At 66.7% G+C, this 23,436-nt stretch carries 19 protein-coding genes and 1 pseudogene; 10 read left to right on the plus strand and 10 right to left on the minus strand.

Annotation, left to right across the window (positions count from 1 at the left end; all coding sequences use genetic code 11):
- Position 1: 1 nt before the first annotated feature.
- The 3 genes from ACQR1E_RS16500 to ACQR1E_RS16510 form a co-directional block, all read right to left on the minus strand.
- Positions 2 to 1,390 carry an ATP-binding protein gene (locus ACQR1E_RS16500; protein ID WP_316171639.1) on the minus strand — a complete coding sequence of 463 codons (1,389 nt, stop codon included), beginning with the start codon at positions 1,388 to 1,390 and terminating at the stop codon, positions 2 to 4.
- Between the two features lie 126 nt (positions 1,391 to 1,516).
- Positions 1,517 to 2,248 (minus strand): response regulator transcription factor, encoded by a 732-nt coding sequence (locus ACQR1E_RS16505; RefSeq protein WP_315825365.1) that lies wholly within the window; start codon positions 2,246 to 2,248, stop codon positions 1,517 to 1,519.
- Entirely contained in the window at positions 2,245 to 2,793 is a 549-nt protein-coding gene (locus tag ACQR1E_RS16510; RefSeq protein ID WP_315754431.1) for a MarR family winged helix-turn-helix transcriptional regulator, read from the minus strand. The genes ACQR1E_RS16505 and ACQR1E_RS16510 overlap by 4 nt, the downstream gene beginning before the upstream one ends.
- A gap of 346 nt (positions 2,794 to 3,139) precedes the next feature.
- On the opposite strand from ACQR1E_RS16510, the gene ACQR1E_RS16515 reads away from it, so the two are divergent.
- The 4 genes and pseudogenes from ACQR1E_RS16515 (at position 3,140) to ACQR1E_RS16530 (ending at position 7,001) form a co-directional block, all read left to right on the plus strand.
- On the plus strand, positions 3,140 to 4,219 hold the full coding sequence (locus ACQR1E_RS16515) for a branched-chain amino acid aminotransferase (protein WP_315713588.1): 1,080 nt from the start codon (positions 3,140 to 3,142) through the stop codon (positions 4,217 to 4,219).
- A 494-nt stretch (positions 4,220 to 4,713) separates the two neighbouring features.
- Entirely contained in the window at positions 4,714 to 6,177 is a 1,464-nt protein-coding gene (gene hisS / locus ACQR1E_RS16520) for a histidine--tRNA ligase (protein ID WP_434897390.1), read from the plus strand.
- 124 nt (positions 6,178 to 6,301) lie between these two features.
- A pseudogene (locus ACQR1E_RS16525) lies at positions 6,302 to 6,508 on the plus strand (tautomerase family protein); the annotation flags it as partial.
- A 97-nt stretch (positions 6,509 to 6,605) separates the two neighbouring features.
- Positions 6,606 to 7,001, plus strand: coding sequence for a thioesterase family protein (locus ACQR1E_RS16530; protein WP_315713585.1), 396 nt, complete (start codon positions 6,606 to 6,608; stop codon positions 6,999 to 7,001).
- A gap of 10 nt (positions 7,002 to 7,011) precedes the next feature.
- Here the strand turns inward: ACQR1E_RS16530 and ACQR1E_RS16535 are convergent, their stop codons facing one another.
- Positions 7,012 to 7,416, minus strand: a complete 405-nt coding sequence (locus ACQR1E_RS16535) for a DUF4864 domain-containing protein (RefSeq protein ID WP_315713584.1) — start codon at positions 7,414 to 7,416, stop codon at positions 7,012 to 7,014.
- A gap of 238 nt (positions 7,417 to 7,654) precedes the next feature.
- Between ACQR1E_RS16535 and kynU the strand changes: the two genes are divergently transcribed.
- From kynU to ACQR1E_RS16550, 3 genes are read left to right on the plus strand one after another with little or no spacing between them, the layout of a single operon-like run.
- The gene (gene kynU / locus ACQR1E_RS16540) at positions 7,655 to 8,848 is read left to right on the plus strand and encodes a kynureninase (protein ID WP_315754425.1); all 1,194 of its coding nucleotides are present in this window, start codon (positions 7,655 to 7,657) and stop codon (positions 8,846 to 8,848) included.
- Entirely contained in the window at positions 8,845 to 9,684 is an 840-nt protein-coding gene (gene kynA / locus ACQR1E_RS16545; RefSeq protein WP_315754423.1) for a tryptophan 2,3-dioxygenase, read from the plus strand. Before kynU ends, kynA begins: the two co-directional genes overlap by 4 nt.
- 34 nt (positions 9,685 to 9,718) lie before the next feature.
- Entirely contained in the window at positions 9,719 to 10,543 is an 825-nt protein-coding gene (locus ACQR1E_RS16550; RefSeq protein ID WP_316174335.1) for an alpha/beta hydrolase, read from the plus strand.
- Between the two features lie 378 nt (positions 10,544 to 10,921).
- On the opposite strand, the gene ACQR1E_RS16555 is transcribed toward ACQR1E_RS16550, so the two are convergent.
- The 6 genes from ACQR1E_RS16555 to ACQR1E_RS16580 all read right to left on the minus strand — a co-directional run bounded on the left by ACQR1E_RS16555 (position 10,922) and on the right by ACQR1E_RS16580 (position 20,000).
- Positions 10,922 to 12,517 carry a gamma-glutamyltransferase gene (locus ACQR1E_RS16555; RefSeq protein ID WP_316201712.1) on the minus strand — a complete coding sequence of 532 codons (1,596 nt, stop codon included), beginning with the start codon at positions 12,515 to 12,517 and terminating at the stop codon, positions 10,922 to 10,924.
- A 137-nt stretch (positions 12,518 to 12,654) separates the two neighbouring features.
- Positions 12,655 to 13,038 (minus strand): RidA family protein, encoded by a 384-nt coding sequence (locus ACQR1E_RS16560; protein WP_316165848.1) that lies wholly within the window; start codon positions 13,036 to 13,038, stop codon positions 12,655 to 12,657.
- Between the two features lie 191 nt (positions 13,039 to 13,229).
- Positions 13,230 to 15,563 carry an acetamidase/formamidase family protein gene (locus ACQR1E_RS16565; protein WP_316174333.1) on the minus strand — a complete coding sequence of 778 codons (2,334 nt, stop codon included), beginning with the start codon at positions 15,561 to 15,563 and terminating at the stop codon, positions 13,230 to 13,232.
- A gap of 288 nt (positions 15,564 to 15,851) precedes the next feature.
- Positions 15,852 to 17,093 (minus strand): acetamidase/formamidase family protein, encoded by a 1,242-nt coding sequence (locus ACQR1E_RS16570; RefSeq protein ID WP_434897299.1) that lies wholly within the window; start codon positions 17,091 to 17,093, stop codon positions 15,852 to 15,854.
- Between the two features lie 58 nt (positions 17,094 to 17,151).
- Positions 17,152 to 18,792 carry an amino acid ABC transporter permease/ATP-binding protein gene (locus ACQR1E_RS16575; protein WP_434897300.1) on the minus strand — a complete coding sequence of 547 codons (1,641 nt, stop codon included), beginning with the start codon at positions 18,790 to 18,792 and terminating at the stop codon, positions 17,152 to 17,154.
- 317 nt (positions 18,793 to 19,109) lie between these two features.
- Complete coding sequence (locus ACQR1E_RS16580; protein WP_316191446.1) at positions 19,110 to 20,000, minus strand: ABC transporter substrate-binding protein; 891 nt, start codon at positions 19,998 to 20,000, stop codon at positions 19,110 to 19,112.
- 454 nt (positions 20,001 to 20,454) lie between these two features.
- Between ACQR1E_RS16580 and ACQR1E_RS16585 the strand changes: the two genes are divergently transcribed.
- The 3 genes from ACQR1E_RS16585 to ACQR1E_RS16595 are packed head-to-tail and all read left to right on the plus strand — an operon-like array spanning position 20,455 to position 23,404.
- Positions 20,455 to 21,279 (plus strand): ABC transporter permease, encoded by an 825-nt coding sequence (locus ACQR1E_RS16585; RefSeq protein ID WP_316191445.1) that lies wholly within the window; start codon positions 20,455 to 20,457, stop codon positions 21,277 to 21,279.
- Entirely contained in the window at positions 21,279 to 22,343 is a 1,065-nt protein-coding gene (locus tag ACQR1E_RS16590) for an ABC transporter ATP-binding protein (protein WP_316191444.1), read from the plus strand. The genes ACQR1E_RS16585 and ACQR1E_RS16590 overlap by 1 nt, the downstream gene beginning before the upstream one ends.
- 29 nt (positions 22,344 to 22,372) lie before the next feature.
- The gene (locus ACQR1E_RS16595) at positions 22,373 to 23,404 is read left to right on the plus strand and encodes an ABC transporter substrate-binding protein (protein WP_315825354.1); all 1,032 of its coding nucleotides are present in this window, start codon (positions 22,373 to 22,375) and stop codon (positions 23,402 to 23,404) included.
- Positions 23,405 to 23,436 lie beyond the last annotated feature (32 nt).

The following is a 23,436-nucleotide window of genomic DNA, read 5'->3' on the forward strand; positions in this document are numbered from 1 at the left end:
GCTACACCGGAATGCGCACGCTCGCCCGCAACCCGCCCATCGGGCTGTCGCCGAGGGTGATGTCGCCGCCATGGGAGCGGGCGATGTCGCGGGCGATGGCGAGGCCGAGGCCGGTGCCGCCCTCGTCCTGGTTGCGCGCGTCGTCGAGGCGCAGGAATGGCTTGAACACCTCCTCGCGCATGTCGGCCGGGATGCCCGGGCCGTCATCGTCGACGGTGATGGTGAGGTAGCGGTGGTCGCGGTGGCCGGTGATGGCGATCGCGTCGGCATGGCGGGCGGCATTCGAGACGAGGTTGCCGAGGCAGCGCTTCAGCGCCTGCGGCTTCACGGTCACCACCGGCAGGCCGTGGAACGACACCGTGGCGGAATGGCCGTTGCGCTCGGCGTCGCCGCGCAGCTCCTCGAGCGCGTTGGAGATGTCGGTCGGCTGCGCGATCTCGCCATTGTCGCCGCGCGCGAAGGCAAGATAATCCTCCAGCATGTGCGACATCTCGTCGACGTCCTTGCGCATGGCGTCGATCTCGGGACTGTCGCCGAGCAGCGCCAGCTCCAGCTTGAAGCGCGTCAGGATGGTGCGCAGATCGTGGCTGACGCCGGCCAGCATCGCCGTGCGTTGCTCCAGGGTGCGCTCGATGCGCGCCTTCATCTCCAGGAAGGCATGCGCCGCGCGCCGCACCTCGCGCGCGCCGCGCGGCCGGAAGTTCGGCACCTCGCGGCCCTTGCCGAAACTCTCGGCGGCGTCGGCAAGGCGCAGGATCGGCTTGATCTGGTTGCGCAGGAACAGCACCGAGACGATCAGCAGGATCGACGACGTCCCGACCATCCAGAACAGGAAGATGTCGGTGTTCGACGCATAGGCGGCGCCACGCTGCGCGAACACGCGCATCACGGCATCATCGAGCGCGATGCGGATCTCGACCAGGTTGGAGCGGCCGACGGTGTCGATCCAGAACGGTCGGCTGATCTGGCGGCCGATCTGGCTCGACAGCGACTGGTCGAGCAGGTTGAAGAACGGTTTTGGCCCCGGCGGCGGCATGTCGCCGGCCGGCAGGAAGTCGACCACCAAATTGAGCCGCTGCTGCGCGATCCGGCGCAGCATGGTGCGGTCCTTGTCCTGCGGATAGCCCTTGTAGATGTCGATCAGCGCGGCGACGTCCTGCACCACGGCGGCGGACAGCCGTCGTGTCACCGTGTTCCAGTGCCGCTCCATGAACACGCCCGCGACCACCGTCTGCAGGATCACCATCGGCACGATCATGATCAGCAGCGCGCGCGCATAGAGGCCGGTCGGCATCCAGCCCTTGAACGCGTTGCCGACGATGCTGTTGGCGCGCGAGACGCGGCGGGATGCGGTGCGGATGAGGGTGAGGCCGGTGTCGAGCGTGCTCATGCTGGGACGCCCTCGCTGCTTCCGTCATTGCGAGGAGCGAAGCGACGAAGCAATCCAGAGTCATCGCGGGCCTCTGGATTGCTTCGTCGCGCTCGCAATGACGTCGAGACCTTCACCTGCACCGCCTCAGCCCGTCACCATCAACCGATAGCCGATGCCGCGCACGGCCTGCAGGAACAGCGGGTTGGCCGGATCGCTTTCGAGCTTGCGGCGCAGGCGGTTGATCTGGACGTCGACCGCGCGCTCGTTGACGGTGCCGTTGCCGGTCAGCGCGCCGCGCGGCACGGTCTCGCCGCGGGCATTGGCGAGGATGCGCAGCATCTCGCGCTCGCGGTCGGTGAGGTGGACGATCTCCTCGCCCTGCTTCAGCTCGCCGCGCGCCAGATGATAGACGAACGGGCCGAACGCGATCTGCTCGACGACTTCCTCCGCCGGCGGCGGCGCGGCGCGCTTGAGGATGTTGCCGATGCGCAGCGCGAGCTCTCGCGGTTCGAAAGGCTTTGCGACGTAGTCGTCGGCGCCGAGCTGCAGGCCCTCGATACGGCTGTCGGGCTCAGCGCGCGCGGTCAGCATCACGATCGGCACCGACGATTGCGTGCGGATGAAGCGGGCGAGGTCGAAGCCGCTTTCGCCGGGCATCATCACGTCGAGGATCAGGAGATCGAAATGCAGCCCGGTGAGCTTGGCGCGGGCATCGCTTGCGCTCGCTGCCGTGGTGACGCGATAGCCTTCGCCGCGCAGGAAGCGCGACAACAGATCGCGGATGCGGCGGTCGTCGTCGACGAGCAGGAGATGCGGTGCGTCGTCGGCCGGCGTCTGCGGCGGATGCGGTGCGATGGCGGCGATCGTCACGGTCACTCCTTGGCGGCGGCGACAGGCGTCTTGAAGATGGCTTCCAGCACTTTGTCCGGATCGTCGCGATCGATCATCGCGCGCAGGAACTGCCGGACCTTTTCGGCGCCGGCCGGCCCGATCTGCTCCAGCGCATGATCGATGCGCCGCGTCTGCAGCCCGGCCAGCTTGGCGACCAGCGCCTCGCCCTTCGGCGTGGCGAAAAGAAGGCGCTGGCGGCGGTCGTTGTTGCCCGTCTTCTGCACGATGTAGCCCTCGTCCAGCAGCTGCTTGAGCACGCGGCCGAGCGACTGCTTGGTGATGCGCAGAACGTCGAGCAGATCGGCGACCTTCAGGCCGGGATAGCGTGTGACGAAATGCATCACGCGGTGATGCGCGCGGCCGAATCCGAACGCTTCCAGCTCGTGGTCGGCATCGCCCACGAAGTCGCGATAGGCGAAGAACAAGAGCTCGATGATGTCCCAGCGCAGCGGCTCGCCGGCCGTCGCGGAGGGCTCAGCCGCGCGCAGCTCGGGGCTCAACGTCGGAGACGAGAAATTTATGTCAGCCATATTGACGTTTCTGCGGTTCAATGTTACAAAACAATCGCCCACTGCGAAATTTTAGATCGCTTCATCGGCGGGCAATGGTCTCCAGGCGTGTCTCAACGGGCCGTAGGCAACCCCGACGGGCATCCTTGGGCGACGTATCGAACAACCGTGTGATGTCGAGCGGCATTTCGGCAAACCATACTGGACTTCTGCCGGGCGCAAAAGCATGTCCTGTGGTGGCATGCTTGCCCGGTGACCGGCTCAAAGCCGGTCGCGGCAGGTCCGAAATTCAGAAAGCCGACTGGCCCGATCGGACGGGTCGGCGCCAGAACTCGCGAATGGCGATCAGAGCGGGGGAAGCAAGGACATGACTTTGACATTCGACATCAAGCCGACGACGAACCCGACCTCCGACCAGGAGCGCGCGGCCAAGCTCGCCAACCCGGGCTTCGGCCGGGTGTTCACCGATCACATGGCCGTGGTCCAGTACAGCCAGGACAAGGGCTGGCACAGTGCGCGGGTCGAATCCCGCGCCAACTTCCCGCTCGATCCGGCCGCGGCCGTCCTGCATTATGCGCAGGAGATCTTCGAGGGCCTGAAGGCCTACAAGCGCGACGATGGCGGCGTGAACCTGTTCCGCCCCGATGCCAATGCCAAGCGGTTTTGGAATTCGGCCGAGCGCATGGCGATGGCGCAACTGCCCGAGGCGGTCTTCATCGAGGCGGTCGAGCAGCTCGTCCGCATCGACCGCGCCTGGATCCCGGGCGGTGAGGGCAGCCTGTATCTGCGCCCGTTCATGATCGCCAACGAGGTGTTCCTCGGCGTGAAGCCGTCGGCGGAATACATCTTCGCGGTGATCGCCTCGCCGGTCGGCTCCTATTTCAAGGGCGGCCCAGCGCCGGTCTCGATCTGGGTCTCGGAGAACTACACCCGCGCCGCGGTCGGCGGCACGGGCGGCGTCAAATGCGGCGGCAATTATGCCGCGAGCCTCAAGGCGCAGGCCGAGGCGATCGCGCATGGCTGCGACCAGGTGGTGTTCCTGGACGCGATCGAGCGCCGCTATGTCGAGGAGCTCGGCGGCATGAACGTGTTCTTCGTGTTCGACGACGGCTCGCTGTCGACGCCGCCGCTCGGCACCATTCTGCCCGGCATCACCCGCGATTCCATCATCAAGCTGGCGCGCGACGCCGGCCGTGAGGTGCGCGAGGAGGCGTACTCGATCGACCAGTGGCGGGCGGACGCCAAGAGCGGCAAGCTGAAGGAGGCGTTCGCCTGCGGCACCGCCGCGGTGATCTCGCCGATCGGCAAGGTGTGCTCGGCGAGCGGCGACGTCCTGATCAACGGCGGCGAGGCCGGCCCGGTCGCCATGGGCCTGCGCAAGCAGCTCGTCGACATCCAGTACGGCCGCAGCCCCGATCCGCATCAGTGGATCAGGGATGTGAAGTAGGGGCAGGGCTCGCTTGCGCTTGCAGGTTCTGGGCACAGTCTAGCCGTGATGACGGTTTGCTCCCTCCCCCGCTTGCGGGGGAGGGCTGGGGAGGGGGAAGCCCCGTAAAGACTGCCGCTGGGGCGCCCCCACCCCAACCCTCCCCCGCAAGCGGGGGAGGGGCGCACTGAATGCGCGGCGCAAGCTTGGCTCTTACTGAAATGCTGGAAACGGTGCCACGCGCCAGCGTGTGATCGGCCTTCGGGTTGCCGCCCCGGGCCCCGGCTGCTACCAACCAAGCAACGCATTCCATCCCGTAGGGTGGGCAAAGGGCCGCGTAGCGGACCGTGCCCACCACTTCGGCGTTTATCAGCCATGGTGGGCACGCTGCGCTTGGCCCACCCTACGTACCGGTCCCTATGTCCGACAAACCGAAGAAATCGCAGAAGCTCAAGGCGCGGCTGCCGCGCGGGCTGGAGGATCGCGGCCCCGCGGCGATCGCCGCGACGCGCGAGATGGTCGAGAAGATCCGCGCCGTCTACGAGCGCTACGGCTTCGAGCCGGTGGAGACGCCGGCGTTCGAATACACCGACGCGCTCGGCAAGTTCCTGCCTGACCAGGATCGTCCGAACGAGGGCGTGTTCTCGTTCCAGGACGATGACGAGCAGTGGATCTCGCTGCGCTACGACCTGACCGCGCCGCTCGCGCGCTACGTCGCCGAGAATTTCGACGCGCTGCCGAAGCCGTATCGCAGCTATCGCGCCGGCTACGTCTTCCGCAACGAGAAGCCCGGCCCCGGCCGCTTCCGCCAGTTCATGCAGTTTGACGCCGACACGGTCGGCTCCGGCTCGCCGGCAGCGGACGCCGAGATGTGCATGATGGCTGCCGACACCATGGAGGCGCTGGGGATTCCGCGCGGCTCGTATGTCGTGAAGGTCAACAACCGCAAGGTGCTCGATGGCGTGATGGAGGCGATCGGCATCGGCGGTGATGAGCACGTGGGCCGTCGGCTGACGGTGCTCAGGGCAATCGACAAGGCCGACAAGTTTCCGATTTCAGAGATCAAGAAGCTGCTCGGCGAGGGCCGCTGGGACGGCGGCGAGGTCGGCAAGGGGGATTTCACCAAGGGCGCGGGCCTGACTGAAAGTCAGATCGACGCCCTGCTGGCCTTCTTCGAGATGAAGGTCGCGGAGCCGCAAATCCAAGGTGAGGAGCAGGATCTGCAGTTCAACGCCCAGGTCTTGGCGAGCGTTGCTCAGCAGACATTGTTCATGTCCTCGCCGGCCTATGTGGAAGGCGTCGACGAGCTGACCGAGATCGCCAGGCTGTGCAGCGCTGCCGGTTACGGTTACAGCCGGGTCCGCGTCGAACCCTCCGTCGTCCGCGGTCTCGAATACTACACTGGCCCTGTCTACGAAGTCGAACTCCTGCTCGAGACCAAGGACGAGAAGGGCCGTCCAGTGCGCTTCGGCTCGGTCGGCGGCGGCGGGCGCTATGATGGTCTCGTCTCGCGCTTCCGCGGCGAGCCGGTGCCGGCGACCGGATTCTCGATCGGCGTGTCGCGCCTGCAGGCGGCGCTGACGATGCTCGGCAAGCTCGACACGCGCCCCGCCTTCGGGCCCGTGGTCGTCACCGTGTTCGATCGCGACCGCGTCGCCGACTATCAGAAGATAGTGTCGACCTTGCGTAGTCACGGCATCCGCGCCGAGCTCTATCTCGGCAATCCGAAGAACATGGGCAACCAGCTCAAATATGCTGATCGCCGCAACGCGCCCTGCGTCATCATCCAGGGCAGTGACGAGAAGGCGCGCGGCGAGGTGCAGATCAAGGACCTGATCGAGGGCGCCAAGGCGGCCGCCGCGATCGCCTCCAACCAGGAATGGCGCGAGAGCCGCCCGGCGCAGGTCTCAGCCAAGGAGGACGAACTGGTCGCCGCCGTCCGCGAGGTGCTCGCGCGCCACGACGTGAGCTGGGGATAACAAGACTCGTCATACGCGGGCTAGACCCGCGTATCCATCTCTTCAAACGACGCCATCGATTTCAGAAGATGGATCGCCGGGGCAAGCCCGGCGATGACGCAGCAGAGACAACAACAGGGAGCAACGAATGCCCGAGATCACCGTGAGCATGGCCGCCGGCCGCACCGACGAGCAGAAGGCCAACATGATGCGCGACATCACCAAGGCGCTGGTGACGCATCTCGGCGTCGATCCGGAAGCGGTGGTGATCCAGATCAACGAGGCGCCGCTGACGCACAAGATGAAGGGCGGCAAAACCTTCGTCGAGCGCCTGGCCGAGCAGAAGAAGTGACACGAGAGCGTCATTCCGGGATGGTTCGCAGGACCAGACCCGGCATCTCGAGATTCCGGGTTCGCGCTTCGCGCGCCCCGGAATGACCGGAGCAGTCATGGACGCACGTGAAATCATCAAGCCGGGGATGCGCGCCGAGCGTCTGCTGGTGGTGCCGCCGGAGCGCACCGTCGGGCATTTCGTACCGCACATGCCGATGGTCTATGCGACGCCGATGATGATCCTGGAGATGGAGATGACGTCGGGCGACGCCATCAACCCGGCACTGCCGCCGGGCTGGGTCACGGTCGGCACCGAGGTCAACGTCCGCCATCTCGCGGCCTCGCCGGTCGGCGCGACCATCCGCACGGTCGCCGAGGTGATCGAGGTCGAGCGCCGCGTCATCCGCTTCTCGGTCGAGGCCTATCATGGCGACGTGAAGATCGGCGACGGCCGCCACGGCCGCGGCCTCATCAATGTCGAGCAGTTCAAGAAGCGCTTCGGCGTGACGTAGCCGCTCAGCGCTAGACCGACTGGCCCGTCTTCAACAGCGAACAGCCGGTGATCCTGAGGCTGCCGTCGGGCTGGGTCCGCAACGTGTACAGAGCCTCCCACGCCTCGCCTTCGGCATCGACGATGTGCACGCGCTGCGCGATGCTGCCGTCCTCGACCTGCGCGGCGCCGAATTCGAAGCTGCGATGGCGATAGACCGGCGGATAGCCGCTTTTGACCATGCTCATGAAGATCTCGACGCTCGGAAACAGCGCCTGGATCTCCGGCGCGGCTTGGGCATAGGCGGTCGCTCCGTCGTCGCGCGCCAAAGCCTGTTCCTGGGCGCGAATGACGCTCTGCGCCGCGCTGGCGTCGGCAGCCTCGGCAGGGTGCATCAGCAGCGCCATCAGCAGGACGAGCGGCACCAGAATGCGCATGTTGTGCTCCATCGGCAGTTCAGATCGATCTATCATGCGCCACGCGCCGCCCGTGACAAGCCTGCCGTGGCGCGTCAATGTCACCGGCCGGCGGCGATCGACCGGCTGGATTGTGTCGCCATCGTCACGTCTTCGCGAGCCATGCGGCCCGCGCGGTGCCGGTGGCGATGGGACCGGCTTGATCTGGCCCGACCCGGCGCGAATCATGCATTCAGGCCGTGAACGAAGCAGGAGCCGCATGACCGATTTTTCCAGGACCCGATCGCTCTTCACGATACCTGAAGGGGTCATCTATCTCGATGGCAATTCGCTCGGCGCGCTGCCGTCGGCCGTGCCCGCCCGCGTTGGCCGCATGATCGAAGCGGAGTGGGGACAGGAGCTGATCCGCGGCTGGAACACCGCCGGATGGATGGTGCAGCCGCGCCGGGTCGGCGATCGCATCGCCCGGCTGATCGGGGCCGCGCCCGGCACGGTCGTGATGGGCGATACGCTCTCGATCAAGGTGTATCAGGCGCTCGCCGCCGCGCTGTCGCTCAATCCGGGCCGCCGCGTGATCCTGTCCGACAGCGGCAACTTCCCGTCCGATCTCTATATGGCGCAGGGCCTGGTTCGCATGCTCGGCGACCGCGCCACCTTGAAGGTGGTCGAGCCCGAGCAGGTGGAGGCGGCGATCGACGACAGCGTCGCCGTGCTGATGCTGACCGAGGTGGATTACCGCACCGGCCGCATGCACGACATGGCCGCGCTGACGAAGAAGGCGCACGCGGCCGGCGCGCTCACGGTGTGGGACCTCGCGCATTCCGCCGGCGCCGTGCCGGTCGACCTCGCCGGCGCCGAGGCCGACTTCGCGGTCGGCTGCACCTACAAATATCTCAATGGCGGGCCCGGCGCGCCGGCCTTCATCTATGTCGCGCCGCGTTACGCAGACATCGCGCCGCCGGCGTTGTCCGGCTGGATGGGGCACGAGGCGCCGTTCGCCTTCGATCTCGACTACCGCCCCGGCGGCGGCATCGAGCGCATGCGCATCGGCACGCCGCCGATCATTGCGCTCGCCGCGCTCGATGCCGCGCTCGACGCCTGGGACGGCGTGTCGATGCCGGACGTGCGCGCGGCTTCGATCGCGCTGTCGGAATTGTTCATCGCCGAGGTCGAGAAGCGCTGTCCGTCGCTGACCTTGGCGTCACCGCGTGATGCGACGCAGCGCGGTAGCCAGGTGTCGTTCCGCCACCCGGACGGCTATGCGATCATGCGCGCGCTGATCGCGCGCGGCGTGATCGGCGACTTCCGCGCGCCGGACGCGCTGCGCTTCGGCTTCACGCCGCTCTATATCGGCGAGGCCGAGGTGCGCGGCGCCGTGGGCATCCTCGCGGAGGTCCTCGACAACAGTCTGTGGGACAGGCCCGACTATCGCCAGAAGGAGCTCGTGACGTGAGCAGCGCGCCCTACGATCCCGCCACCGAGGGTGCGCGGATGAACTTCAAGGGTCGGATGTCCTATGGCGACTATCTGATGCTGGATCGCCTGCTCGATGCGCAGGCGCCGCTCTCGACCGCGCATGACGAGCTGCTGTTCATCATCCAGCACCAGACCTCCGAATTGTGGATGAAGCTCGCGATCCACGAGATCAAGGCGGCGATGGCCGCGATCGCCAAAGACGACGTGCAGCCGGCGTTCAAGATGCTGACGCGGGTGTCACGCATCTTCGAGCAGCTCAACGGCGCCTGGGACGTGCTGCGCACGATGACGCCGAGCGAGTACACGTTGTTCCGCGACAAGCTCGGCGAGTCCTCCGGCTTCCAATCGTTCCAGTATCGTTCGATCGAATTCCTGCTCGGCAACCGCAATCTCGCGATGCTGCGCCCGCATGCCCATCATCCGGAGCTGACCGCCGAGCTGGAAGCGATCCTGGCGAAGCCCAGTCTGTACGACGAAGCGCTGCGGCTGTTGGCGCGGCGCGGCTTCTTCACCGGCGCCGACGGCCAGCGCACCGACTGGCGCGGCACGCGCGCTGAGAGCGCGGAGGTCGCGGCGGCCTGGACCAGCGTCTACCGCGATCCGCAGCGGCATTGGGAGCTGTATGAGCTCGCCGAGAAGCTGGTCGATTTCGAGGATTATTTCCGCCGCTGGCGCTTCAACCACGTCACCACGGTGGAGCGCATCATCGGCTTCAAGACCGGCACCGGGGGCACCAGCGGCGTCAACTATCTGCGCAAGATGCTGGAGATCGTTTTGTTCCCCGAACTCTGGAAGCTGCGCACCGGGCTGTGAGCCCGCGCGCACATCAATCGATCAGGAGATCCTCATGCTCTATGCCGTCAAGGACTGGGACAACGCTTACGCCAACGGCCCGAACATCGCCGGCGGCGAGCGCTGGCCCGGGCTGTGGGTGGCGCCGGCGGAGAGCTATCGCGCCGACATGGTGGGGCAGGGCCGTGCCAAGCTCGACATCGCCTATGGCGCGCATGACCGGCAGCGCCTCGATCTGTTCCTGCCGGAGGGGGCGCCGAAGGGGCTCGTCGTGTTCGTGCATGGCGGCTATTGGATGCGGCTGGACAAGAGCTTCTGGTCGCATCTTGCGCGGGGGCCTATCGCGCGCGGCCATGCCGTGGCGATGCCGTCGTACCGGCTGTGTCCCGAGGTCGGCATCGCCGATATTTCGACGGATGTGGCGCAGGCCATCGCGCGCGCGATGGACGAGGTCGCAGGTCCCGTGGCTTTGACTGGCCACTCCGCCGGCGGCCATCTCGTCAGCCGCATGATCTGCCGCGGCGCGCCACTGCCGCCCGAGCGACAGGGGCGCATCACCAGCGTGGTCTCGATCTCCGGCCTGCACGATCTGCGCCCGCTGCAGCGGACCGCGATGAACGAGACGCTGCACATCGACGACGCCACGGCTGCGAAGGAGAGCCCCGCGCTGCTGGTGCCGATCGATCACGTCAAGGTCACTGCCTGGGTCGGCGGCGCCGAGCGCAACGAATTCCGCCGCCAGGCCCAATTGCTCGCGAATATCTGGATCGGGCTGGGGGCGACGACCGCGTATGTCGAGGCGCCGGATCGGCACCATTTCGATGTGATCGATGAACTGGCGGATGCGGAGAGTGGGTTGGTGCAGGCGCTGGTGGGGTGATCTCAAGTAGCGTCGATTGCAGCGCTCGCCCCGTGCTCCGTGCATGCGTTCTGCGGTGACGGCGCAGCGACCTCATCTCCCCTCCCCCTTGCGGGGAGGGGTTGGGGGTGGGGGTCCCCGGGCGCTGAACTTGACTACGTGCGCTGTCGATATTTCCCAGGATGCGAGTCCATTTGAAGCGCGGATCAGGATATCCGCTTGCGACGTGCCGGAAGCGCGTCCTGCGTCAACGATGGTGATGGTCTTCGCGGAGCCGCGGAGCTTCAGCGCTCCTCACATCGAGCGTGACTCGTGGACCCCCACCCCCGACCCCTCCCCGCAAGGGGGAGGGGAGTCCACCGTCATCGTGGCGATATCTCGAATCCGGCGCTGACCTCCTCACCGCTCCGCCACCGCATCGCCCCAGGCGTGGAAGATTTCCGTCGCGCCGCTGTTCACGTCGCCGTCCCGCATCACGATGCTGGGGCAGGCGAACTTCATCGGCATGGTTTGCACCGGCGCCGGCACGGTCTCGAACTTCGCTGTCAGCACGTCCATCACCTCCGCCGGCAGCCGGGTGTCGGCGCCGACCACGTCACCTTCGCTGGCGTCGATGCGCGGCTGGTGGATCGCCGTATCGAGATCCATGCCAAAGTCCATCACGAAGGACAGCATCTGTGCCACGGCGGGCAGGATGCGGCGGCCGCCGGAGGCGCCGAGGGCGAGGCGACGGCCATCGGCGGCCTGCGCCACCACCGGCGTGTAGTTGGTGAGGCAGCGCTTGCCCGGAGCCAGCGAGTTCGTCGTGCCGGGCGTCGGGTCGAACCACATGATGCCGTTGTTCATCATGATGCCGCTCTGCGGCGCCTGGAATTTCGAGCCGAAGCCCGACAGCAGCGTCTGCGTCACCGCCGCCATGTTGCCGTCGCGGTCCACCACCGAATAGTGCGTGGTGCAGGCCGGCGCGAGATATTCGGCGCCGAGCGCGCGCTTGCCAGGCGCATCGCCCATGTCGTTCAGCCGTTCGCGGTACGCCGACTGCACCGCCTCGGCATAGGCGATGAACGTGCTTGCATCCGGAGCCTTGCCCGATGCCGTCACGCGCGCCTGCATCAGCCGCAGCGCGTGAGCCAGCGTCGGGCCGGCCGTCAGCTCCGGCGTCGCGAACACCGTGCCGCCGCGATAGGGGATGCGCAGGGGATCGCGGACATGCGCCTCGAACGCGGCGAGGTCATCCACCGAGAGCGCGCCGCCGGCGGCCTGGATGTCGCGGGTCAGCGAGCGGGCGATGTCGCCGCGGTAGAAGTCGCGCGCGCCGGCGCTGGCAAGATGTGCCAGCGTCGCCTTCAGCTGCTCCTGCGGCAGCCGCGTCACCGCCTTGGCGCCCCATTGCGGATTCGGCGGCAAGCCATCCTTCAGATAGGCCGCGGCGCTGCCGGGATAGCGGCGCAGGTCGGCGGCGCAGCTCGAGATCATCACGGTGGTCCACCAGTCCACCAGCAAGCCCTCGGCGGCGAGCTTCACGCTCGGCGTGACGAGATCCTGCCACGGCAGCCGCGCGTAGCGGCGATGCGCCGCCTCCATGCCCGCGACGACGCCGGGCACTGCGATCGCGCCGGGGCCGTGCAGATTGCGGTCGTCCTTGACGCGGGGCCAGGGAAAGATGTCTGCCGCGACGCTGCCGTCATTGGCCAGCGGATAGTCCGCGGCATCAAGGCTGTCGGGCGCGCGCATGCCGTAGTCGATCACCTCGACGTGGTTGTCCCTGGCGCGGTACAGCAGCATGGCGCCGCCGCCGCCGAGGCCGCTCATCCACGGCTCGAGCACGCCGAGCGCAAAGCCGGTCGCCACCACGGCATCGACGCAGTCGCCGCCTGCGGCCAGCACCTCGGCCCCGACCTCGGCGGCGCGCCGTGACTGCGCCGCGACAATGCCGCCCTTGCTGGTCACCGCCGGCTTGCGGATCTGCTGACGATTGGAAAACTGATACGGCATGGCACTCCCCGATCCCGCCTGATGGTCCGGCGAATTGACACCGCCGGGCCTCGGCACACAATCGGCAACAGCGGGACGCTCCCCAGCCCGGATCGAATGACGGGGCCGCGCGTTGAGGAGATGTTTACCAATGGGTACTATGGTCTTCGGCAGACCAGATCGATCTCGATCAGCGCGTCATAGGCCAAGCCGGTGACGCCGACGCAGGTGCGGGCCGGCAGCCGGTCCGGCGGGAAGAATGAACGATAGGTTTCGTTCATCGCCGCGTAATCGCGCTTGAACTCGGTCAGGTAAATCCGAGACATCACAATATGTTCGAGGCCAAGGTTGAGACCTTGGAGGATGTACTTCAAGTTCTGCATCACCGCCTTCGTCTGATTCACGATCCCCTCCGGCAGCACGCCCGGCGCCTCCGGCGAGTCCGGCATCTGGCCGGTGACGAACACGAAGCCGTCGGTTTCGACCGCGTGGCTGAACGGCGCCACCGGCCTGGTCGCACCGGAGATCATGTGGAACTGCATAGGGATGGTCCTTTGTTCGGGGCTCGCTCGAAACACAACAACCGTCGTCATTGCGAGGAGCGAAGCGACGAAGCAATCCAGGGCCGAGCGTGACGCCCTGGATTGCTTCCGCCTTCGCTCTTCGAGCTTCGGCGAACAAGTCGCTTCGCTCGCAATGACGGAATTCCGGGACGCGGCGATTGGATCGAGAGTCAGCCCGCATCCTCGAACAGCCGCTTGCTCAGGATCGCGTGCACGCCCCAATTGCCGTCGACGACCTGCGTGACGCCGAAGTCCACCGCCGCCGACATCAGCGCGACCGCCTCGTCCTCGCTGAGGCCTTTGATGTGCATCAGGAAGCGGCGCATCTTGCGGAAGGCATCCTTCATCGCGAGGTCGAGCGAGGAGGTCGCGTAGACCTCGCTTTGGCCTTGCGCGCCGAACTCGGCGAGATAGTTCGGGTGGCTGAAGCCGGTCAGCACCCAGTCGGTCGCGGTCTCGATCAGCGGGTAAGAGAGATCGGCGAACGGCTTCCCCGCGAGCTGCGCCTTCTTGTGCAGGATGACCTGGAACGTGCCAGTCATCGAGCATTCGATCGCCGTGCCGCCGAGCTCGCCGTCGCCTTGCGTGGCGTGGGGGTCGCCGACCGACAGCAGCGCGCCGGGAACCGCGACGGGGAGATACACGGTCGCGCCCTTGCCCAGCCGCCAATTGTCAAGATTGCCGCCGAAATAGGACGGCGGAATCGAATCGACGAAGTCGACCTCGCGCGGCGCCACCGCGATCACGCCGAAATGCGGCCGCAGCGGAATGCGGATGTTGTCGAGCACGCCGTGGCGGCGCTTGATGCTGCCGGGCGCCACCGGCACACCGGGATAGTCGTAGGTCGCGTGGACGACTCCGGCCGGATCGGTCTGCGGCTCCCAGCGGTAGGAATAGAGCGCGCGCGCATGCGGCTCGGGATCGCCGGCAAAGATCTCGTAGATCGTCACCGCCTCGCGCGGCGCCGGTGCTGCAATCAGTTCGTTGTAGTGATAGCCCCACCACGCCGCGACGCTGGAGCCGAACACACGGCCTTCATGCGTCCTGCTCTTGCTTGGCCGCGGCACGATGTCGAGGATGCGAACTTCGAGCACGTCGCCGGGCTGCGCGTCCTTGATCGCGACCGGGCCGGTGCAGATGTGGACGCCAAAGCCTTCGCCGGCGCCGCGGCCGAACACGCTGGCGTCCATCGGACCGGCGCCGCGGCGGTCGACGTTCTTCTTGGCCTTGGTCCAGCCGAACACGCTGAGCGCAGCGGCATCGCCTGCGATCATCAGCTCGGGATCATCGGAGGCATGCTGGGTCAGCGTCTCCACCGTGATCGTGTCGCCGGATGCGATTTCGATCTGCGGCGGCAGCGAGCGGCTGAAATAGCCCCAATGCACCCGTTCGGCCGACACCGCGAGATGATGGTGATGCCGCCGCGCATCCTGGTCGTTGGCCGGCGCGGGTAGGGCGATGTCGCTCCTGGTTGACGCCGGCCTCTCGCAGACGCGCTGCTGCGCCAGCGCATCCTGCGGCCAGCCGCGCTGGCCGCGCGGAGTCGCCGACGTGATCGCCTGCTCGGCCTTCTGCTGCCGGAACTCGCGCGGCGACAGGCCGAAGCGGGCGCGGAAGCTGCGGCTGAAATGTGCCGAATCGGCGAAGCCGTAGCGATAGGCGATCTCCGAGATCGAATGGTTGGCTTCGGCCGGATTGGACAGGTCGGTCCAGGCCCGCTGCAGCCGCCGTTCCCTCACGTAGTGACTGAAATTATCACCAGCGCCTTCGAACAATTTCTGCAGATAGCGCTCTGAGATGCCTTCGGCCTGGGCCACCCGCGCCGGCGTCAGTTCGGCATCGTCGAGCCGCCGCTCGATGGTCTGGCAGATCCGGTGAAGGATCGCGGCCTGCGTCGCGCTGCTGCCGGCCTCCGTTGCCGGCACCGCTTGTTGATGGGCGAGCGTCAGCAGCAGATCGACCAGGCTCTGTGCGACCGTGCTCCATTCGGCATCGCTGAGGGTTTCGAGCGCCCGCGCGGTGGCCTCGATGGTGCGGCAGACCACGTCGGCAAGACCGCTCGGCGCGATCACCTGGGGCCTGGCCAATTTCAGCTTGCCGCTGATGCGGCCATGCAGGGCGTCCGCCGTCACCGACAGCACGATCGCGCGCAGGTCGCGCTGGAAGGCGATCCCCCAGTCTCCCGTGCGCGGCAGCAGCATCAGATGCCCCGCGGGCACGATGCGGTGGCTGTCGCCGCTCCGGAGCACGGCGCCGTCCTCGATCGCCAGCAGCACGATCGGCAGGTCTTCGTGGGGCTGCGGAACCGCAGTGACCACCTGCGCGCCGGCCGACAGCCGCGAGAGCGCGATGCCCGGCGCATGGCGATGCGAGGCGGTGGCATGGCCATCATAGAATGGCGTCTTCGCCGCGGGCTGCAGCCCGACCGCATTCAGCACGTCGCGCCACGCTTCAGGGCGTTCGTCCCTTGCATAGGATTCGCTGGTGAACGGACGAAAACTCATGGCACGCCCCGGGTCCGGGAATTCGAAGCAACCCCCGTGCCAGATGAGTTTGACGGTGTGTCGTTTGGGCATTGGCGTTTCGGTGCGCGTCAGTCGTCGGCTCCTGGTGTCGTTGTCGCTGGGGCTGTCGCCGCGCGCGCGGTCTGTTCCCCTCCCCCTTGCGGGGAGGGGTTAGGGGTGGGGGTCCACAGCGGCGGTGTCGCTTGGGGCGCCCCCACCCCGACCCTCCCCCGCAAGCGGGGGAGGGAGCGCACCTTGCGCTGGGCGAGAGGGTGCCCGACGTCGACCTCACTCACACCGGAACACGTTCTTGCGGATCGTGCCATGCACGCCCCAATTGGCGTCCACCACCTGGGTGACGCCGAAATCGGCGCCGACCGACAACAGCGAGATCGCCTCGTCCTCGCTGAGATGATGCACCGTCATCAGGAAGCGGCGGAGTTTGCGGAAGGCGTCGCGCATGGCGCGGTCGAGGCTGGAATGGTTGGCGATCTCGGTCTGCGCATTGGCGCCGAGTTCGGCGAGATAGTTCGGATAGGTGAAGCCGTAGACCGACCAGGCGTCGTTGGTCTCGAGCAGCGGATGTGTGAGGCCTTCGAGCTGGGTGCCGCCGAGATCGTTCTTCTTGTGCAGGATGAACTCGAAGTCGCCGGTGAGCGAGGTCTCGATCGCGGTGCCGCCGAGCTCGCTGTCACCTTGCGCGGCATGAGGATCGCCGACCGAGAAATAGGCGCCGGGCACGGCGACCGGATAGTACATCCGCGCGCCCTTGCCGATGCGCCAGTCGTCGATGTTGCCGCCGGTGTAGCTCGGCGGGATCGAGGACACGTAGTCGGCTTCCGATGGCGCGAGCCCCATCGTGCCAAAATGCAGCCGCGCCGGCACCTTGATGCCCGGCATGATGTTCTCGCGCTTCCTGATCGTCGCGTGGTCGACCGGCACGCCGGGATAGTCGATGGTCGGATGCACGATGCCGTCGGGGTCGGTCTGCGGCGTCCAGACGTAGTTGTAGACCGCCCTGGCGAACGGCTCCCCCGCGGTGTCCAGCTCGTAGATGGTGATGACCTCGCGCGGCTTCGGCTCCTCGATCAGGTCGTGATAGTGAAAGCCCCAATTGGCGGCGGCGTTGGAGCCGAAGCATCTGCCGGCATGGCAGCCGCACTGGCTCGGCCGCGGCCTGATGTCGAGGATGCGCACCTCCAGCACGTCGCCGGGCTCGGCGCTCTCGATCGCAACCGGGCCGGTGAGCAGATGCACGCCGATGCCCTCGCCGGAGCCGCGGATGAACGGGCCTTCGGTCGGGCCGGAGCCGCGCCGCGCGAGGGCCTTGTGCTCCCTCGTCCACTTGAACACGCTCTCGGCGCCGGGATCGTCCTTGATCATGCGCTCGTAGTCGTCGTTGGCGTGATGCGTCAGCGTCTCGATCGTGGCGCGGTCGCCGGAGCGCAAGGTGAGAGCCGGTGTCACCACCTTGGAAAAATATCCCCAATGGATGGTCTTCGGGGACACCGGCAGCAGATGGTGCTTCATGCAAGGGCCTCATGAAAGATCGGACGCGAGATCGTTGATGTTGACGTGAAGGATGAACTCATGCGACCGCACCCTTCGGCCGCTCGGCGTCCATCACCGAGAGGAAGCGCGCAGTCAGCGGGTGACGCGGATTGGAGAGCACCTCGTGCGCCGGACCCTGCTCGAGAATGACGCCGCCGTTGAGGAAGGCGACGCGGTCGGCGACCTCGTCGGCGAAGCGGATCTGATGCGTGGAAATGATCATGGTGAGCCCATCGTCGATGGCGAGCCGGCGGATCACCTCCAACACCTCGCCCACGAGCTCGGGATCGAGCGCTGAGGTCGGCTCGTCCAGCAGCAGCACGCTCGGGTTCGGCGCCAGCGCGCGGGCAATCGCCACGCGCTGCTGCTGGCCTCCGGACAGATGGCGCGGCAGCGCATCGGCGCGATGCGACAGGCCGACGCGGTCGAGCAGCTCCGCCGCGCGGCGCTCGGCCTCGAAGCGGCCCAGGCCGTGCACCCAGCGCAAGGGACCTGCGACATTTTCCTTCGCGGTGAGATGGCCGAACAGGTTGAACTGCTGGAACACCATGCCGACGCCGACGTTGGCGCGCTCATTGGCGATCGCGCGCGGCGACAGCTTGCGGCCGGCCTCGTCAAAGCCGAGCTTGCGGCCGCCGACGCGGATCTCACCGGAATCCCAGTTCTCCAGGTGATTGATGCAGCGGAGCAGCGTGCTCTTGCCGGAGCCTGAGGGGCCGAGCAGCGCGATCACCTCGCCGATGCGCACGGTGAGATCGAGCCCGTCGAGCACGGTGTGGCCGTCATAGGCCTTGCGCAGCCCGGTGACCTCGACGGCGACATTGTTGCGGGCGACCGTCGCCGCGCGCCTGGCGCGATCCTCGATCGACAGCGCTAGCCGCGGCGTTTCTTTCAGTTCGGCGGGCTCCGGCGGCGCGGCCTCGATGGCAGGGGCTGTTTTCTCGGCGAGTTCCAGCTTCGTCGCGTGGCCGATGCGGCGCCAGGGTAGCAATAGCGCAAGGTAGTCCGCCAGCTTGCGCTGCTTCGCCGTGCGGTCGAGATCGAGCAGCCATTCCAGCGCGAGCTGGATGACGCTGATCGCGCCGGTCAGCACGAGATAGATGAGACCCGAGGCGAAGAAGATCGAGAAGAAGTCGAAGGTGGACGACGCGAGCTGCGTCGAACGCAAGGTCAATTCCTGCACCGCGATGACGGAGGCGAGCGAGGAGTTCTTCAGCGCGCTCACGGCCTCGTTGCCGAAGGCGGGGATCATGGTGCGGATCGCCTGCGGCGCGATGATGCGGCGCATCAGCACTGATGGCGTCATGCCGAGCGCCTGGGCGGCCAGGAGCTGGCCGCGATCGACGCCGAGCACGCCGGAGCGCAGCATCTCGGCGATGAACGGCGCCTCGTTGCAGGCGAGTGCGAGGCCCGCCGCCAGCACCGCCGGCAGCTTGATGCCGATATGCGGCAGCGCGTCGTAGGCGAACACCATCTGCAGGATCAGGGGTGTGCCGCGGAAGATCACGGTGTAGCCGCGTGCGATCGCCGCCAGCAGCCAGAACCGGCTGAGCTGCATGGCCGCGAGGACGAGGCCGAGGATTAGTCCGCCGATCAGGCCGAGCGCGGTGACCTGCAGGGTCAGCTCGATGCCCTGTATCATGTACGGCATGCTGAGATAGTGCAGGAAGAGGGACATGAGGGGGCGGCCTGCTGGATGCGTAGGGTGGGCAAAGGCGCGACGCGCCGTGTCCACCGTGGTGTTCGGGAAGAAATACGGTGGGCACGCTTCGCTTTGCCCGCCCTACGAAGTTGCCTCGCGCACGAGTCGCCAAGTAACTGGTGCGCTCCCTCTCCCCTTGTGGGGGAGGGGTGGGGAGGGGGTACCCAGCAAAGATTCATCGTGTGGACCCCCACCCCGACCCCTCCCCGCCTAGCGAAGCTCCGCTTCGCGCGAGGGGAGGGGAGCGCAGCGCGCGCGCGGCCGCGGTTCCGCCTTGAGACGATTACGAGGCATTAGTCCGCCGTGAGAATATCCGGCTCCTTGAAGTTCGCCGGATCGAGCTGCCACTTCTTCAGCAGCTCCTGATGGATGCCTTCCTTCTGCACCTCGATCAGCGCGGCCATGACGGCGTCGCGGAACTTCGGCTTGTCCTTGGGAACGGCGATGCCGACCGAATAGGGGATGGTGACCGCGATCGCCTTTTCGAGCTTGTCCGGATAGGCCTTCACCGCCTGGTCGACCGTGTTGACGTCGTTGACATAGGTGTCGGCGCGCCCGGCCAGGATGGCTTGGATACAGTTGGCGTTGTTGTCGTAGAGCTGGATCGTCGGCTCAGGCTTTCCGGCTTCCTTGCATTTCGGCGCGAGATCCTGGATCAGCGGTACCTCGACGTAGCCGGTGTTCTCGGCCGCAGCCGCGCCGCACATCGACAGGTTGATGCCGTTGATGCCCTTCGGGTTGCCCTTGGCGACCAGCACGCCGTCGAACACCTTGGAGTAGGTGATGAAGTCGGCGGCCTTGGCGCGCTCCTTGGTGGCGTAGATGTCGGAGATGACGATGTCGGCCTGACCGCTCGCCAAGGTCGTCAGCAGCGCGGCGAAGGTCACCGGCTTGTAGGTCAGCTTGAAGCCGAGACAGTCGCCGATGGCCTCGCCGAGATCGATGTCGAAGCCGACATATTTGCTCGGGTCTTTCGGGTTGATCGACTCATAGCCCGGCGTGTGCGGATTGATCGCGTTGACCAGCGTCTTGCCCTTCCAGTCCGGATATTTCTCCTTCAGCGCCGCGCAGCCCGCGGGCGTCGCCGCCTGCGCGTCGATGGGGGCGAGAAGTCCCGCCGCGATGATGACGCCGAGCGCGGCAAGCCACGCCCGCCGCGCTCCAGTGAATAGCCTCGTCTGCATGTTGCCAGCTCCTTCGAACGATGATGTCGCGCTGGTCCGGCGGTGCATTGGTGCCGTCGCCCCGGTCCAAGCTCGAAGGCAAGCTTAGGTGCGGGCCTGCGCGGATGGCTTGTCCGTGGGCGCACAAAATATTGGATCGTGCCGGTGCAAGAATTGAGCACGCATTGCTCAAATCCGCGCCGTTGCGACGGACCGTCGCGCAGGCGTCAAGTCCGCCTGCTCGGTCCTCGAAGATTCCGAAAGTCGGAAATCGAGCGCGCCGGCGACGGTTTCACGTGCGCACGGGGCTAGCGCCAAGATGGCGCTGCCGCCGCATCACGCGTCAGGATCGCCGCGTCGCTGCGCCCATGCGAATGTGCATTGCGATAACTCGTGGCACAGGCTTGGCGGCAGCGGAGCTCCCGACTACGATGCCGCCGCACAAGTTGCTGATCTGTTTGTTGAGGTGTCTGCAATGCCGTTCCGTTTTACGGGACAAATGTCACTCGGCCATTTCGCAGTGCGGACACTGATCGTCACAGCCTATGCCGTCATCTTCGCGCCCGTCGTCATGATCGTCGTGACCAGCTTCTTCGCGCAGGAGATCGTGAGCTTTCCGCCGCCGGGCCTGTCGCTGAAATGGTACGCGAACGCGCTGAGCAAGCCGGAATTTCTGCGTGGCCTCGTGACCAGCTTCCAGGTCGCGCTGCTCGCGACCGCGATCGGCGTGCCCATTGGCACTGCGGCGGCGCTTGCCATCGTGCGCGGCGAGTTCCGTGGCCGCCAGGCGCTGTCGTCGTTCCTGCTGGCGCCGCTGGCCGTGCCCGGCGTCGTCGCCGGCTCCGGCCTCTACATGTTCTATGTGGTCGCCGAGGACCTGCTCGACCGCGACATCAAGGCAACCACGGAAGGGCTCGTCGCGGCGCATACGCTGCTGGCGATTCCGTGGACGGTGCGGCTCGTGGTCGCCAGCCTGCAGGGGCTCGACCGTGCCGCCGAGGAGGCCGCCGCCAATCTCGGCGCCAGCCCGTTCACGGTGTTCCGCCGTATCACCCTGCCGATGATGCGCTCCGGCATCGTCGCCGCGGCGATGTTCTCCTTCATCCAGAGCTTCGAGAATCTCGATCTGTCGATGCTGCTGGTCGGTCCCGGCCGGATCACCTTGCCGGTTGCGATGCTGAACTACCTCGAATTCCGCATCGATCCGACGCTCGCCGCGGTCGCCACTGTGCAGATCGCGCTGGTTGGCATTCTGATGGTGGTGACCGACCGCTTCGTCAAGCTGTCGCGGGTGGTGTGATGGCGCAGCTCACCCTGGAGAAGCTGACCAAGCGCTTCGGGACGTCGATCGGCGTGGAGGGGCTCGATCTCGCCGTCGGCGAGGGCGAGCTGGTCGCGCTGCTCGGACCCTCCGGCTGCGGTAAGACGACCACCTTGCGCATGGTCGCGGGCTTCCTGCCGGCCACGAGCGGCCGCGTGCTGTTCGACCGCGAGGACGTGACGCATCTGCCGGCCTACAAGCGTGCGACCGGCATGGTGTTCCAGTCCTACGCGCTGTTTCCGCACATGAGCGCAGCCGACAATGTCGGCTTTGGTCTGGAGATGCGCGGCATCGGTGCCGCCGAGCGCAAGACGAAGATCGAGGAGGCGCTCAGGCTGGTGCGGCTGTCGCATCTCGCCGACCGGCTGCCGCGGCAATTGTCGGGCGGGCAGCAGCAGCGCGTCGCGCTGGCACGGGCGCTGGTGATCAATCCGCGCATCTTCCTGCTCGACGAGCCCCTGTCCAACCTCGATGCCAAGCTGCGCGCCGAGGTGCGGCTCGAGATCCGCGCGCTGCAGCAGCGGCTCGGCCTGACCACCTTGATGGTGACGCATGACCGCGAGGAGGCGCTGACCATGGCCGATCGCCTCGTGGTCATGGAGGGCGGCCGCGTGCGCCAGATCGGCACACCGCAGGAGCTGTATGATTCGCCCAGGGATGCCTTCGTCGCCGACTTCGTCGGCCGTTGCAACATCCTGGCCGGCCGGCGTGCGGACGCCAATAACTTCCGTACCAGCGCCGGCCTGCTGTTGCCGGTCGATGTCGCCAGCGGCGAGCGCGACGATGCCGATGCTTTCGCGCTGCGGCCTGAACGCATTGCAGTGGTGGCCGGTGAGTCCGGCGAGGTGCGCGGCCGCGTGCTGGCGATCACCTATATGGGCGCGCAGAGCGAATATGTGGTGGCGATCGGCGACGAGACGCTGGTGGCCGTCAGGCCAACGCCCGACGCGAGCGAGCCGCTGGCAACACTCAAACCGAACGATCCCGTGTCCCTGCAGTGGGACCGCAAGGTCCCGCGTCTCGTGCCGCAGACATCTTCGTAACGCATCCATCCACAGCGAGAGGTTCTCCCATGATTTCGCGACGACATTTTCTCTCCGCCAGCGCCGGCGTCGCCGCGCTGGCCTCCGGCATGCCCACTGCCCGCGCCGAAGGCGGACAGGTCGTGGTCGGCACCTGGGGCGGCGACTACGGCCAGTTGCTCTCCGACATCATCGATAAGCCGATCATGACGCCGAAGGGGTTCGAGATCGTGCAGGACGTCGCCAACGCCGATCCGCGCAAGACCAAGCTGCTGGCCGAGCGACAGAGTCGCCGCGGCTCGATGGACGTGTCGTGCCTGTCCGACAACGATACCTACATCGTGTCGCAGTCGGACGTGTTCGAAAAGGTCGATGCAGCCCAGGTGAAGCGGCTCGACAAGGTGTTCCCGGAGCTCAAGAGCGACATCGCGATCCCGCACATCTATTCGGCGCAGGTCATCCTCTACAACACCAACCAGGTGAAGACGCCGCCGCAATCCTTCGCCGATCTGTGGGATCCGAAATGGCGCGGCCGCATCGGTCTCGCCGACATCCTCTATCCCAACAACACGCTGGCCGCGGCGCTCGCCGGCGGCGGCGGCGTCAGCAATCTCGATCCGGCCGAGAAGAAGCTGATGGAATGGCGCTCGCTCGACGTGAAGATCTATCCGTCGAACGAGGCGCTGGCGGCGGCGCTGAAGTCGGAGGAGGTCTGGATCACTACGATGTGGCTTGCCCGCGGCTTCATGTGGAAGAAGTCCGGCATTCCGCTCGCCCATGTCGTGCCGAAGGAAGGCACGCCGGCGATCGTGTTCCAGGCCGCGGTGCCGAAGAACGCCAAGAACAAGGCCGGCGGTTTCGCCTATCTCGACGCGATGCTGGACGCCAAGGCGCAAGGCGGCTTCGCCGACAAGATGGGCTATGTCCCGACGGTCACCGATGCGCCGCTGCCGGAGGATCTCGCCAAGCAGGTCAGCCTGACCGAGGCCGAGCGCGCGCGGCTGCTGAAGCCGGACTATGCCTATGCCGCCGGGCGCTCGCAGCGTACGCTCGACTTCTGGAACAAGGAGTTCAAGGCGTAAGTCTTGAATGATGCGCTCCTGCGGCGAGGCCG

The organism is Bradyrhizobium sp. HKCCYLRH1030 (genome assembly GCF_051168395.1).
In the GTDB taxonomy this organism is placed as follows: domain Bacteria; phylum Pseudomonadota; class Alphaproteobacteria; order Rhizobiales; family Xanthobacteraceae; genus Bradyrhizobium.